Raw genomic sequence first — 13399 nt, forward strand, 5'->3', positions numbered from 1 at the left:
CCTAATCGTCCTTCTCGCCCGGCTTATAGAGGGTTTCGCGGCCCAGGCGGTCGATGCAGATCTCGGCGGTCCAGGGCAGCATGAGGGAGCCGCAGCGGCTGTCGCGGTAGATGCGCTCCAGCGGCAGGGACTTCAGCATGGACTGCCCGCCGCAGGTGCGGATGGCCTTGGTGGCCAGGGCATTGGCGTTCTCCATCACCGTGTGTTGGGCGGCGTAGGCGCGCATCACCTGCTCCCGCGTGGGATCGGGGCGGGCTTCCCGCACGGCCTGGAACCACAAGGCCTTGGTCTGCTCCAGCATCACGCGCATCTCTGCCACCGCGATCTGCTTCGTGGGGAACATGCGGCGCTTCACGGGCGGGGTGCCGGGAACCTCGCCGCGCAGGTAGGCGACGGTGAAATCGTAGGCGGCCTGGGCGAGGCCCATGTAGGTGGGCGTCAACGTCATGAACATGTGCGGCCAGCGGCCGGCGGCCTGGAAGTAGACGCCGCGCGGCATCAGCATGGATTCCTCGGGGACGAAGACATCCTTCAGCAGCAGCGTGCGGGAGACGGTGCCGCGCATGCCCAGCGGGTCCCAGTCCCCCACCACGGAGACGCCGGGCGCGCTCGCGGGCACGGCGAGGTAGAGGGTGTCGCGGCGACTGCCCCGCTCCTCGCCGGTCTTCTCCGTGCAGAGGATGCCGTAGTAGTCGGCGGCGCCGGAGAGGCTGGCGAAGATCTTCTTGCCGTTGACGATGTAGCCGCCCTCGACCGGCCGCGCTTCCGTGCCGAAGGCGACAGCGCCGGCGGCTGCCGCGCCGCCCTCGGAGAAGGGCTGAGAATAGACGGCACCTGTCTCGATGATGCGGCGGTAGTGGGCGGAGCGGCGCGCGCGGTGGGCGGCGCGGTCCGCCTCGCTCATCTCCAGATCCTCGCTCAGCAGGCCGGACCAGAGGGTGGAGCAGACGTGCATGTTCCAGGACAGCGCCGTGGCGCCGCAATAGCGGCCGAGCTCCGCGGCGGTGAGGCAGTAGGTGGTGAAGTCCGCGCCTTCCCCGCCATCCTCGCGCGGGACGCAGATGCCGAGCAGGCCTTCCCCGTGCATGTCGCGGAAGTTGTCGAGCGGGAAACGCGCCTCGCGATCCCAGATCGGGGCGCGGGGCGCCAGCACGGCCTTGCCGAAGCGGCGGGCGCGTGCGGTCAACTCGGCCTGCTGCGGCGTGAGGTTGAAGGCCTCCGGCGCGAAGATCGGTTCGTCCTGCGCGGTGTCGGCGGTCAGGGTGTCCATCACGCGCTCCCCTTCAGGTTGCGGTCGAGGAAATCGAGGATGATGGCGTCGAACTCCTCCGGCGCCTCGATGTTCGGCAGGTGGCCGATGCCGGCCATGCAGCGGTACTCGGCGCCCGGGATCTTCCCGGCCATGCGCTCCATGACGGGGGCGGGGGCGTTGGTGTCCGCTTCCCCGGCCAGGAGGAGGGTTGGGATGCGGATGGCGCCGAGCGAGGCGCGCTCGTCGAAGGTGACGAGGCAGCGCACGGCGGCGCGGAAGGTCGGGGCGGGTGTCTCGCCGAGGACGGCGATGGCGTGGTCGCGCCAGGGCGTGCTGGCGCCGCGCGGGCCGACCAGGGCGGCGAAGGTCTCGGGCGCCATGTCGGCCATGGTCCGGCCCTCATCCAGCGGCTTCATGCGGGCGGCGACGAACTTCTGCTGGAACTCGCCGGACGGGTTCCCAAAGGCCGGGCTGGTGGCGCAGAGGATCGCGGCGGCATAGGCATCCGGGCGGCAGCGCAGCAGGGTCTGCACGACCATGCCGCCCATGGAGTGGCCGAGGAGGACGGGGCGGTCCAGGCCGCGCTCCGCGATCGCGGCTTCCACGTCCGCCGCCAGCCCCTCGAAATCCATGGCGTCCACGGGCGGGCGGGTGCCGTAGCCCGGGAAGTCCAGCGGAACCGGGTCCAGGCCGCGGGCGGCGAGGACGGCGCGCTGCGGCTCGAAAAGCCGCGCGCCGGCGCCGATCCCGTGAAGCATCACGACTGCTGTCATGAGGGGATCATATGAAATGGAATATTTCTGTCCAGCGTCGATTTCCTAGCCGAACAATTCCTGCACCACGCCCTTCACCACCACGGGGGTGCCGTCCAGCAGGATGTCCGTGCCCATCACCGGGATGTCGAAGTGGCCGGGGGTGTAGCGGCCCGCGAACTCGTTGGCGCCGGTGGAGAAGAGGAAGTTGCCGGAGACGGCGCGCAGCTCCGTGCCGTTGGTGTCGCGCCCATCGTACATGGACAGCGCCTCGTATCGCGCGGCCGGGTTCATGCCGAAGCCGACATGGGAGACGGAATAGGCCTCCCGGTCGCCCCAGGCGGCGAAGGACTGGCGCATCATCTCGGCATCCGGGCCGCTTCCCTCGATGGCCGTGACGTAGTCCTTCTCGATCGTCAGGCGGATGGGGGCGGCGAGGTAGCGCTTGAAGGTCAGGTTGATGTCGCCGGTATCCAGCACCAGCACCCCGTTCACCGTACCGGCGGCGGGGAAGCTGACGACGATGCCGCCGGGCCAGTGGGCCAGGGTGCCCGGCCGGTCCGTCCAGCCCCAGACGCCGACGGTGGAGGCGCCGGCCATGTCGATCTCCAGCACCGTGCCGGCGGCGGAGCGCACGCTCATCTGCTTCGCCCCGCGCATCATCTTCGTCGCGGCCTTCACGCGGGTCATCAGCGCATCGTCCGGGCGCATCCGTTCCAGCGCCTCCGGGTGCTCGTTGGAGATGGAGAGGATGCGGGAGCCGGCCTTCAGGATCGCCGCCGTCTCCCGCGCGTGCATCAGGCCCTGCACGGTCAGGTCCACCACCAAGGGGCTGGCGGAGAGGGCGCCGACCACGGGCGCCAGACCCCCGATCGCCTCGCTGGCGCCGGTGGAGCGGACGGGGACGGGGTAGGGGTTGCGGGCGGTGGGCAGCACCAGGTGAAAGGGGCGGGCGCCCAGGCGCAGCAGGGCGAGCTCGGCCAGGTGAACGTTCAGGGCGCGGGATTGCGTCTCGGAGAGAATGGCCACGGCCTCGCCGGGCTTCACCGCGCATTTCGCCAGGATTTCGGCGAAGGACTCGATCCACTTGTGCTCGATGCGGTCCGCAAACATCCTTGGCCGGCCCCCTGCGTTCCCTCGCATTCCCGCGCAGAATGGCCGGGCCGGTCAAGATATATGAAAAGGGATGGAAGCCCCCGTGGCCTTCACCGAGAACTACCTGCCCTATCTTCTCGCCCGGGCCAGCTATGAGGTGTCCTCTACGTTCCATGCCTCGCTGAAGGGGTGGGACCTTTCCGTGCCGGAGTGGCGGGTGCTGGCCTGCCTTTCCGATATCAATGGCCTGGGCGTGGGGCAGCTGGCCGCGATGGCACTGATGAAGCAGCCCAGCATGACGAAGGTGCTGGACCGGATGGAGGCCGACGGGCTCGTGCGCCGTCGATCCACGCGCGAGGACCGGCGGCGGGTGCTGATCCACCTGACATCCAAGGGGCGCGCGCGCGTGAAGCCGGTGCTGGAAGCGGCGCGGGCCCACCAGGACCAACGGCTGGCCCCGCTGGGCGAGGAGGAGCGGGCGCTGATCCTGCGCGCGCTGCGCCTGCTGATCGGCGAGGATGAGGAAGGGGCGCCGGAAGTCCTGTCCCGCGTCTCGGCACGCGGGGGATGAGTGCGGCGGGGCGCCGGCCATGGCAAAGGGGCGGCACCATCCCCTGACGGAGCCCGCGCTATGTCCGAAGCCGCTTCCCCCCGCCACGCCGTCGTCACCGGCGTTTCCTCCGGCATCGGGGCCGCCATCGCGGCGCGGCTGCTGCGGGAGGGATGGCAGGTGACGGGAATCAGCCGCTCTGCCCCGGGCGCCACCGATCCCCGCTTCACTCATCGTGCCGCCGACCTGTCCGATCCGGCGGGGCTTGAGGCGGCGCTGGACGGGCTGGCGCCGCGCGCCCTGGTCCATGCGGCCGGGCTGCTGCGGACCAACCCGCTCGGCTCCCTCAAGCCGGGGGACGGGCAGGCCATGTGGCGGCTTCATGTGGAGGCGACGGAGCGCCTGGCGGACCGGCTTCTGCCCGCCATGCCCGATGGCGGGCGGATGGTGCTGATCGGCAGCCGCACGGCCACGGGCGCGCCGGGGCGCAGCCAGTACGCCGCCAGCAAGGCCGCCATGCTCGCCCTGGCGCGGTCCTGGGCGGCGGAGCTGGCGCCGCGGGGCATCACCGTGAACGTGGTGGCGCCGGCGGCCACCGAGACGCCGATGCTGCGCGACCCCGCCCGCGCCGGGGTGCCGCCCCGCGTGCCGCCGATCGGGCGCTTCATCCGGCCGGAGGAGGTGGCGGCGCTGGTGGCCTTCCTTCTCTCGGAGGAGGCGGGGGCGATCACGGGGCAGGGGATCACGGTCTGCGGCGGCAGTTCCCTTTAGGGCGCGGCACCCCCGCTTCTGCTTGACGGCAGAGCGGGAGAGGTGCTGAAACTCCGCCCAACACCACAACAAATGTTCGCATTCCGATCAATAAGAGTGTGGGACGGGAGGGAGGCATGGCCGGAGAGGAGGAGGTTTCGCCCGCGGCGAACCCGAAGAACCTCGTCCAATCCGCCGCCAAGGTCTTCGCGGTGCTGCGCGCCTTCGGGGCCGACCTGCCGGAGCTGACCGTCACCGAGGTGGCGGCTCGGGCCGGGCTGGATCGCGGCACCGCCTTCCGCCTGATCCACACGCTCATCGCCCTGAACTATCTGCGCGCCGTGCCGGGCACGCGGCGCTTCCGCCTGACGCTGCGCTGCCTGGAACTCGGCTTCGCCGCCCTTTCCGCCAACGACCTGCCCGGCCATGCCGAGCCGCTTCTGCGGGAATTGGTGCCGAGCGTGGCCGATGCCGGGTCGCTGGGCGTGATCGAAGGGGGCGAGGTGATCTACCTGCAGCGCGTGCAGCACGGGCTGGAGCGCAGCGGGCTGGTGCGCCGCCCCGGCACGCGGGTGGGCGCCTATGCCACCGCGCTGGGTCACGCCGTGCTCGCCTGGCTGCCGCGGCACCGGCAGGTGGAACACCTGGAGGGCGTGGAGCGCGTGATGCTCTCCGAGCGCACCGTGACCGACTTGGACGCCCTGCTCGGCCGGCTGGAGGCCGTGCGGCGCCAGGGCTACGCCGTGTCCGACGGCGAGAACGCCTATGGCCTCCGCACCATCGCCGCCCCCGTGCTGGGGGTGGATGGGATGCCGCTGGCGGGCGTCAGCCTCACCATCGGCGCCGCGCGCCAGCCGATCGATGCTTTCGTTGAAACTGCCCTTCCCCATCTCCGCCGCCTGACCGACGAGCTGACGGAGGGCGTGCGCCTTTCGCTCGGTGCCATCGGCGTGCGGCGGGCCGGATAGTGACTGGAACCCCTGCGATGCCCGAGATCCACAGCCCCATCGAGCTTCTCCGCCCGCCGCGCATCGAGTTCGGCTCCGGCACCCTTTCCGCCCTGGCCCCCTGGGTGGCGGAGCGCGGGCTGAAGCGCGTGCTGGTGGTGGCCGATGCCTTCAATGCCGGGCGCGTGGACCTGCTGGGCCTGCCCGGTGAGGTGCACGTCTTCGGCGAGGTGAAGCCGGAGCCCGACCTGCCGAACCTGGAGAAGGTGCTGGCGATGGCGGAGGCGGTGAAGCCCGACCTCGTCATCGGCTATGGCGGCGGCAGCGCCATGGACTTGGCGAAGCTGGTGGCGGTGCTGCCGGGCAGCGGGCAGACGCTGCACGACGTGGTCGGCCCGGAGAAGGTACGCGGGCGCAGCGTTGCCCTGGTGCAGATCCCCACCACGGCGGGCACGGGCAGCGAAGGCGGCACGCGCTCCCTCGTGACCGACCCGGCCACGCAGAACAAGCTGGCGGTGCAGAGCCGGCACATGCTGGCCGACTTCGCCGTGGTCGATCCCGACCTGACCATGACCGTGCCGCCGGCCGTGACGGCCGCGACCGGCGTGGACGCCATGGCGCACTGCACGGAGGCCTTCACCAGCAGGAAGGCGCACCCGATCATCGATCTTTACGCCCTGGAGGGCATCCGCTTGGTCGGGAAGTATCTCGGCCGCGCGGTGAAGGACGGGTCCGACAAGGAGGCGCGCGCCGGACTGGCACTCGCCTCCATGTATGGCGGCTTCTGCCTGGGCCCCGTGAACACCACGGCGGGCCATGCCGTGGCCTATCCGCTGGGTACGCGCCACCACATCCCGCACGGCCTGGCCTGCGCGCTGATCTTCCCGCACACCCTGGCGCACAACGCCCCCGCCGTGCCGGAGAAGACGGCGCTGGTGCTGGAGGCGCTGGGCCTGCCCGCCTCCACCGACCCGAAGGCGGTGCTGGAAGGCACCCACGCCTTCTGTGAGCGGCTGGGCGTGGAGATGCGCCTGTCCCGCCTCAACGTGCCGCGCGGCGACCTCGGCACCATGGCCACGGAGGCCCACGCCATCCGACGCCTGCTGGACAACAACCCCCGCGACCTGAGCCGGGACGAGATCCTGGCCATGTACGAGGCCGCCTACTGATGTCCGCCGCCGTCAGCCCCCCGCCCGACTTCAGCGCCAACGGAAAGCTCGCGCCGCATCCCGGCGACGCCGCGCGGGTGGAGACCTTCATCCCCCACGCCACCGTGCAGAGCCACGCGGCGAACCTGACCTACCTGCCGAACGGCGACATCGCCTGCGTGTGGTTCGGCGGGACGCAGGAGGGGGTGCCGGATATTTCCGTGCAGTTCTCCCGCCTCGCCAAGGGCAGCGACACCTGGACCCAGCCGGAGCAGCTCTCGGACGACCCGGCGCGCTCCGAGCAGAACCCGCTGCTCTTCCCCGCGCCGGACGGCACGCTGTGGCTGATCTGGACAGCGCAGATCAGCGGCAATCAGGACACGGCCATCGTTCACTGCCGCAAGTCCCGCGACAGCGGCCATTCCTGGGGCCCGATCGAGACGCTGTTCGGCCCGCGCGAGGATGGCGGCACCTTCATGCGCCAGCCGATGGTGGTGCTGGAGAACGGCGACTGGCTGCTTCCGATCTGGGTCTGCCTGACTACCCCTGGGAAGAAGTGGGTGGGGGACAAGGACTACAGCGCGGTGAAGATCTCCTCCGACCAGGGCAGGACCTGGACCGAGGTGGCAGTGCCGGAGAGCGAGGGCTGCGTCCACATGTCCGTGCTGGACATGAAGGACGGAGGCCTTGTCGCCTTCTACCGCAGCCGATGGGCGGACAACGTCTATGTCTCCCGCTCCACCGACCTCGGGCGGACATGGACGGCGCCGGAGCGGACGGAGCTGCCGAACAACAACTCCTCCGTGCAGGCCGTGCGGCTGGCCAATGGCCATATCGGCATGGTGTACAACGAGAGCAGCGCGGCGGACGCGAAGGAGCGCCGCACCTCGCTCTACGACGATATCGAGGGCGATGAGGGCGACGACCGCGCGGAGCCCGTGCCGGTGGAGGGCGTGCGCAGCACCTTCTGGGGCGTGCCCCGCGCGCCGATGACGCTGGCGATCTCCGCCGATGGCGGCCGCACCTGGCCCTACCGCCGGAACCTGGAAACGGGCGACGGCTATTGCATGACGAACAACTCGCGGGACAAGGTGAACCGCGAGTTCTCCTACCCGACCATCATGCAGTCGCCGGATGGGGCGCTGCACATCGCCTACACCTACTACCGACAGGCCATCAAATACGTCCGCGTGGCCGAGAGCTGGACCGGAGCACCCGCATGACCAATGTCCACCCCACCGGCGTCTATTCCGCCGCCCTCACGCCGCTGAAGGAAGACCTCTCCCCGGACCTGCCCGTCTTCGTCGAGCACGCGAAGCGCCTGATTGCCCAGGGCTGTGACGGCATCGCCCTGCTCGGCACGACCGGTGAGGCCAACTCCTTCTCCACCGACGAGCGCAAGGCCATCCTTGAGGCCGCGGTGGGGGGCGGGGTGGAGACGCACCGGCTGCTGCCCGGCACGGGCGTGGTGGCGATCCCGGAGACGGTGGCGCTGACGAAGCACGCCTTGTCGCTGGGCGTGAACACCGTCGTGATGCTGCCGCCCTTCTACTACAAGGCACCGAGCGAGAAGGGCGTGATCGCCGCCTATTCCGAGATCGTGGAGCGGATCGGCGATTCCAGCCTGCGCGTGATCCTCTACCACATCCCGCAGATGTCGGCCGTGCCGATCACCGCCCCGATTATCGAGGCGCTTCTCAAGCGCTACCCCGGCACCTTCACGGGCATCAAGGACAGTGCCGGCGATTTCGCCAACATGCAGATGCTGGTGAAGACCTTCCCCGGCTTCGCCGTGCTGGCCGGCGCGGACCCTCTGCTGCTACCGCTGATGCGGGAGGGCGGCGCGGGCTGCATCACCGCCACCTCCAACCTCGTCGCCGCCGACCTCGCCTTCATCTACCGCAACGCCAACGACCCCTCGAAGACGGCGGAGGTGGATGCGGCGCAGGCGCGGGTGGTGGCGAAGCGCACGCTGGCGTCGAAGTTCGCGCAAATGGCCTCGCTGAAGGTGCTGCTGGCGCAGGAGACGGGGCACCAGGGCTGGACGCGGCTGCGCCCGCCGCTGCTGCCGCTGACGCAGGACGAGGCCTCGCAGCTTCTGGCGGCCTGAACGGAAGGGGCCGGTCCCGCAACAGGGGCCGGCCCTTGCGACACCAAGGGAGAAACAACCATGAACCGCCGCAGCCTTCTTCTGGCCGCCGCCGGCACCCTGGCGGCCCCCGCGATCCAGGCGCAGGAGTCCTGGCCCCGCGCCAAGCCGATCCGCGTGATCATTCCCTGGCCGCCGGGCGCCGCGAACGACACGCTCGGGCGCCTGCTGGCCCAGCGCCTGTCGGAGAAGCTGGGCGCGACGGCGGTGGCGGAGAACCGCACGGGCGGGGCCGGGCTGGTTGGCACCAACGCCGTGCTGCAGGCAGCGCCGGACGGCTACACGATCCTCGCCTCCGCCTTCAACACGGCTGTCATGCCGCTGGTGCTGCGCGGCGCGACCTTCGATCCGCAGAAGGACCTGGAGGTCTGCGCCCGCACGGCCAGCGCCCCCCTCGTCCTCGCCTCCACCGGCACGAAGCGGGAGAAGACCTATGCGGAGGTGATCGCGGCCGCGAAGGCGAAGCCGCGGGACTGGAACTTCGCCATCTCCTCCCTCGGCTCCGCGGGGCACCTCGCCACCATCGAGTTCCTGCGCCGCACGGGGCTGGACCTGGACATGGTGACCTATCGCGGCACGCAACCCGCGCTGACGGACATGATGGGCGGCAGCGTGCAGATGCTGATCGACCCCTGCTTCGCCATCCTGCCCGCACGCGGCGACGGCAAGATCAACGTGCTGGGCATCGCGACGAAGGAGCGCTCCTCGCTGGCCTCCGACGTGCCGACGATGGGTGAATCCGGCCTGCCCGGCTACGAGTTCCAGTCCTGGTACGGCGTCTGGGCGCCCAAGGGCACCTCGCCCGAGATCTGCGGCCGCATCAACGCGCTCATGCAGGAGACGATGCGTGAGCCGGCGGTGGTGGAGCGGCTGCGCGGCCAGGTGCTGGAGCCGGTGACGGAGAGCATCGCCGAATGCAGGGCCTTCATCGCCCGAGAGATCGAGCGCGCGACCGCCCTGCTGAAGAGCGTGAACTACCAGCCGGAGTAGGGCGCCGTCAGGCGTTGCCGACGGTCGCGAAACCGTCCCCGTGCATGCTGCGGATCACGGCCTGGAAGAGCCGCAGCGCGCCGGGGCCGCCCTGGTCCAGCAGGGTACCCGCCTCGATCTCGTCGGCCAGGATCTCCGCGTGGCCGGCGAGGATGCCGGCGGCGTGGCGGAGGGCTTCCTGCGCGAGAGCGAGCTGCAGGGCCTCGGGGATATCTTTCCAGGCGAAATCCTGGTTCTGCGCGGCGCTGTTCATCGAAGCCTGACCTTGTTCAGGAAAGCCCCTTGCGATCTCGCATCCGTTCTGGGCGGGCTGATGTCTGCCGGGGTAACGTCACCCCTGGCCCGCAAGTGTCGTTAACTCACTTCACCTATCAGCCAGAGGGACCGGGCGGACCCGGTCCCTCCCGGCCCTACATGCCGCCGATGTAGTTCGGGCCGCCGCCGCCCTCGGGCGTGCGCCAGTCAATGTTCTGGCTGGGGTCCTTGATGTCGCAGGTCTTGCAGTGCACGCAGTTCTGCGCGTTGATCACGAGCTTCACCGAGGCGTCGCCCGCCTCCACCGCCGCACCCTCGCCGGTGGCTTCCGCATCCGGCGTGCCGCGCAGCTCGCGCTCCGCCTCCGGCCCCACCGCCTCGTAGACGGCGGCCGGGCAGTAGCGGCTCTCGGGGCTGCGGAACTGGTCCCAGTTCACGCCCTTCCACCGTTCCGGCTCCTTCAGCACGAGGTGGGCGGGCTGGTTCTCCTCGTGGTTCGTGTTGGAGAGGAACACGGAGGAGAGGCGGTCGAAGGTCAGCACGCCGTCGGGCTTGGGGTAGACGATCCTCTCCGCCTTGCTGGCGGGCTTCAGCGTCTCGTTGTCGGCGTGATGCACCCAGGTCCAGGGCGCCTTGCCGCGGAAGACGTAGGTGTCCAGCGCCGCGGCCGCCATGCCACCGAAGAAGCCGTACTTGGAGAAGCCCGGGCGGATGTTCCGCACGGAGTGCAACTCCTCCCACACCCAGGACTTGCGGATGGCCTCGGGGTAGCTCTCCAGCACCTCCGGCCGCGTCTCGCCCTTCAGGGCCTCCGCGATCGCGTCGGCGGCCACCATGCCGCTCTTCATCGCGGTGTGCGTGCCCTTGATCTTCGGCACGTTGAGGAAGCCCGCCGTGTCGCCCACCAGCATCCCGCCCGGGAAGACCAGGCGCGGGACGGATTGCAGCCCGCCCTCGTTCAGGGCGCGGGCGCCGTAGGAGATGCGCTTGCCGCCCTCCAGGAACTTGCGGACCTCGGGGTGGGTCTTGAAGCGCTGGAACTCGTCGAAGGGCGAGAGCCAGGGGTTGGGGTAGTCCAGCCCGACCACGAAGCCGATGGAGACGAGGTTCTCGCCGAGCATGTAGAGCCAGGAGCCACCATAGGTGTCGCTCTTCATCGGCCAGCCCGTGGAGTGCCACACCAGCCCCGGCGTGTGCTTCTCCTTCGGGATCTCCCACAGCTCCTTGATGCCCAGGCCGAAGGTCTGCGGCTGGCAGTCCTTGCGCAGGTCGTACTTCTCGAAGAGGCGCTTGGTCAGCGATCCCCGGCAGCCCTCCGCGAAGACGGTGTAGGTGGCGCGCAGCTCCATGCCGGGCTGGAAGTCCGGGCCTTCCTCACCCTCGCGCGTGATGCCCATCACGCCGGCCACCACGCCCTTCACCACGCCTTCCTCGATCACGAGGTCGGAGGCGGCGAAGCCCGGGTAGATCTCGATCCCCAGCGCCTCGGCCTTGGCGCCGAGCCAGCGGCAGACATTGCCGAGGGAGACCACGTAGTTCCCGTGGTTGTTCATGGACGGCGGGGTGGGGAGCTTAAAGGCGCGCTTCTCCGTCAGGTACATGAAGCGGTCGTCGCCGGCGGGCGTCGCCAGGGCGGGCGGGTCGTCGCGCCAGTCCGGGAAGAGCTCGTCCAGCGCGCGCGGTTCCAGCACCGCGCCGGAGAGGGTGTGGGCACCGATCTCCGAGCCCTTCTCCACGAGGCACACATTGGCGTCCGGCGAGGCCTGCTTCAGCCGGATGGCCGTGGCCAGTCCGGCGGGGCCGCCGCCCACCACCAGCACGTCGAATTCCATGCTCTCGCGTTCGGACACGGTCGCTCCTCCCGATCTCCGGTGGATGTAGCGTCGCCTTCTCCTCTGCGTAACCCTCGATCCGTGCAGGATTCGGCGCGCGCCGCCGCGCCGGGAGCATTGCGGGGCTTTGCGTTGCAAGCGGTTCGCAACGTCGCGCTTCGGGGTGCGGAAACGTCGCGCTCCAGCGCCCGGGAACATGGGGCGCCGTTGCACGGACAGGGGCCGCTCATCGACCTGGTGAAGGGCCATTGCGCGCGGGGGCGCGCAGGCGCGATACCTCCACCATGGACCTGGACGCGGCCGAGACAGCCGCCCTGCTCGCCGCGCTGGAGCTGCAGATCGCCTGGGGCGCCGACGAGGCGCTGGATGAGGCGCCGCTGGACCGCACCCGGCCGCGCCCGGCCGCGGTGCCGTCCGCGCCTCGCCCCGTCGCGCCCGCCGCCCAGACGGCCGCGCTCCCGGCCGCGCTCCCGGCCGCGCCGCGCGCCGCTTCCCCCGCGGCGGCCGCCTTCGCCCCCGCCGCGGCCCGGGCGGGTGAGCTGGCGGCCGGCGCCGACAGCCTGGAGGGGCTGCGGACCGCACTTGCCGCCCTGGACCACCCGCTGCGGGAGACGGCGGGGAACCTCGTCCTCTCGGACGGGGTGGCGGATTCCGGCCTTGTCCTGGTGGGGGAGGCGCCGGGGGCGGATGAGGACCGGCAGGGCAAGCCCTTCGTCGGCGTCTCCGGACGGCTGCTGGACCGCATGCTCGCCAGCATCGGGGTGGAGCGGGCGCGCAACGCTTACCTGACAAACATCCTGCCCTGGCGCCCGCCGGGGAACCGCACCCCGACCGACGCGGAAATGAACGTCTTCACCCCCTTCGTCCTGCGCCACCTGGCGCTGGTCCGCCCGCGCCACCTCGTGCTGCTCGGCGGTACCGCGGCGAAGGCGCTGCTTCGGCGCAACGAGGGCATCACCCGGCTGCGCGGCCGGTGGCACAGCCTGGAGGTGCCGGGGCTGGGCGCGGTGCCGACCCTGGCGACGCTGCACCCCGCCTATCTCCTCCGCCAGCCTGCCGCGAAGCGGGAGGCCTGGACCGACCTGCGGCTGCTCCGGCGGGCGCTGGACGGGGCACCGCCGCCCGGCGCGGCGGGCGCATGAACGGAACGTGAAGGCCTTACGTCTCCTAAGCCCCTGATTCGCGTTCTGCGGGGCGCAGGATCGCGTCAGGGTTGCTTGCCCCCGGGGGCCGACCCCCCTAACGGTGGCCGCCCATGCGAGCTTCCCCCCTCGGGCTCGGTCGCCGTCCCCCCCGGCGAGCGCGCGCGATGCGGGTGGCGCTGGCGCTTGCGCTCGCCCTGTGCGGGTCCATGGCCCAGGCCGCTCCGCAGCGTGCAGAGACCCATTCCCGGCGTGAGCAGCCCTCGCTTCGCGAGACCGCGCGCGCCATGACCCAGCGGACCGCGCAGCGGCCCCCCGCTCCCCATCGTCCCTCCCTTCGGACGGGGCTGCCCGCCCGCGCGGGTGCCCCGATCCGGGATGTGACCCGGGATGTCAGGGGCCGGCTCGGCCAGGACGTGTCGCGCGCCCTGCCGCAGGGCGCCGTCCGCATCCTCTCACGCGCTCCTGTCCGGCGCCCTGTAGGGCAGCCGGCGGGGCGCACCGCGCGCCTGAAGCCCGGCCCCGTACCGTCGGCGC

At 70.9% G+C, this 13399-nt stretch carries 13 protein-coding genes; 8 read left to right on the forward strand and 5 right to left on the reverse strand.

From position 1 onward, the window contains the following. Position 1 precedes the first annotated feature (1 nt). The 3 genes from VQH23_RS11595 to VQH23_RS11605 are packed head-to-tail and all read right to left on the reverse strand — an operon-like array spanning position 2 to position 3117. A complete protein-coding gene (locus VQH23_RS11595) occupies positions 2 to 1270 on the reverse strand; it encodes an acyl-CoA dehydrogenase family protein (protein WP_338665799.1) in 1269 nt (422 codons plus the stop codon). Beyond that, positions 1270 to 2025: an alpha/beta hydrolase gene (locus VQH23_RS11600; protein WP_338665800.1), complete on the reverse strand. Its 756-nt coding sequence runs from the start codon at positions 2023 to 2025 to the stop codon at positions 1270 to 1272. The genes VQH23_RS11595 and VQH23_RS11600 overlap by 1 nt, the downstream gene beginning before the upstream one ends. 45 nt (positions 2026 to 2070) lie before the next feature. Continuing rightward, complete coding sequence (locus VQH23_RS11605; protein ID WP_338665801.1) at positions 2071 to 3117, reverse strand: hypothetical protein; 1047 nt, start codon at positions 3115 to 3117, stop codon at positions 2071 to 2073. A 73-nt stretch (positions 3118 to 3190) separates the two neighbouring features. On the opposite strand from VQH23_RS11605, the gene VQH23_RS11610 reads away from it, so the two are divergent. The 7 genes from VQH23_RS11610 (at position 3191) to VQH23_RS11640 (ending at position 9633) form a co-directional block, all read left to right on the forward strand. After that, positions 3191 to 3670 carry a MarR family transcriptional regulator gene (locus VQH23_RS11610; protein ID WP_338665802.1) on the forward strand — a complete coding sequence of 160 codons (480 nt, stop codon included), beginning with the start codon at positions 3191 to 3193 and terminating at the stop codon, positions 3668 to 3670. 60 nt (positions 3671 to 3730) lie between these two features. Continuing rightward, positions 3731 to 4420 (forward strand): SDR family oxidoreductase, encoded by a 690-nt coding sequence (locus tag VQH23_RS11615; protein ID WP_338665803.1) that lies wholly within the window; start codon positions 3731 to 3733, stop codon positions 4418 to 4420. A 116-nt stretch (positions 4421 to 4536) separates the two neighbouring features. Further along, a complete protein-coding gene (locus VQH23_RS11620) occupies positions 4537 to 5367 on the forward strand; it encodes an IclR family transcriptional regulator C-terminal domain-containing protein (RefSeq protein WP_338665804.1) in 831 nt (276 codons plus the stop codon). Positions 5368 to 5384: 17 nt separating this feature from the next. Further along, a complete protein-coding gene (locus VQH23_RS11625) occupies positions 5385 to 6515 on the forward strand; it encodes an iron-containing alcohol dehydrogenase (protein WP_338665805.1) in 1131 nt (376 codons plus the stop codon). Continuing rightward, complete coding sequence (locus VQH23_RS11630; protein WP_338665806.1) at positions 6515 to 7717, forward strand: exo-alpha-sialidase; 1203 nt, start codon at positions 6515 to 6517, stop codon at positions 7715 to 7717. Before VQH23_RS11625 ends, VQH23_RS11630 begins: the two co-directional genes overlap by 1 nt. Further along, a complete protein-coding gene (locus tag VQH23_RS11635) occupies positions 7714 to 8604 on the forward strand; it encodes a dihydrodipicolinate synthase family protein (RefSeq protein WP_338665807.1) in 891 nt (296 codons plus the stop codon). The genes VQH23_RS11630 and VQH23_RS11635 overlap by 4 nt, the downstream gene beginning before the upstream one ends. 60 nt (positions 8605 to 8664) lie before the next feature. Next, complete coding sequence (locus VQH23_RS11640; protein WP_338665808.1) at positions 8665 to 9633, forward strand: tripartite tricarboxylate transporter substrate binding protein; 969 nt, start codon at positions 8665 to 8667, stop codon at positions 9631 to 9633. A 7-nt stretch (positions 9634 to 9640) separates the two neighbouring features. On the opposite strand, the gene VQH23_RS11645 is transcribed toward VQH23_RS11640, so the two are convergent. Beyond that, entirely contained in the window at positions 9641 to 9886 is a 246-nt protein-coding gene (locus VQH23_RS11645; RefSeq protein WP_338665809.1) for a hypothetical protein, read from the reverse strand. Positions 9887 to 10043: 157 nt separating this feature from the next. Next, positions 10044 to 11738, reverse strand: a complete 1695-nt coding sequence (locus VQH23_RS11650) for an electron transfer flavoprotein-ubiquinone oxidoreductase (protein ID WP_338665810.1) — start codon at positions 11736 to 11738, stop codon at positions 10044 to 10046. Between the two features lie 266 nt (positions 11739 to 12004). Here VQH23_RS11650 and VQH23_RS11655 point away from each other — a divergent pair, with 266 nt between their 5' ends. Continuing rightward, on the forward strand, positions 12005 to 12862 hold the full coding sequence (locus VQH23_RS11655; protein WP_338665811.1) for a uracil-DNA glycosylase: 858 nt from the start codon (positions 12005 to 12007) through the stop codon (positions 12860 to 12862). The last annotated feature ends 537 nt before the right edge of the window (positions 12863 to 13399 follow it).

Source organism: Pararoseomonas sp. SCSIO 73927, from assembly GCF_037040815.1.
Lineage (GTDB): Bacteria > Pseudomonadota > Alphaproteobacteria > Acetobacterales > Acetobacteraceae > Roseomonas.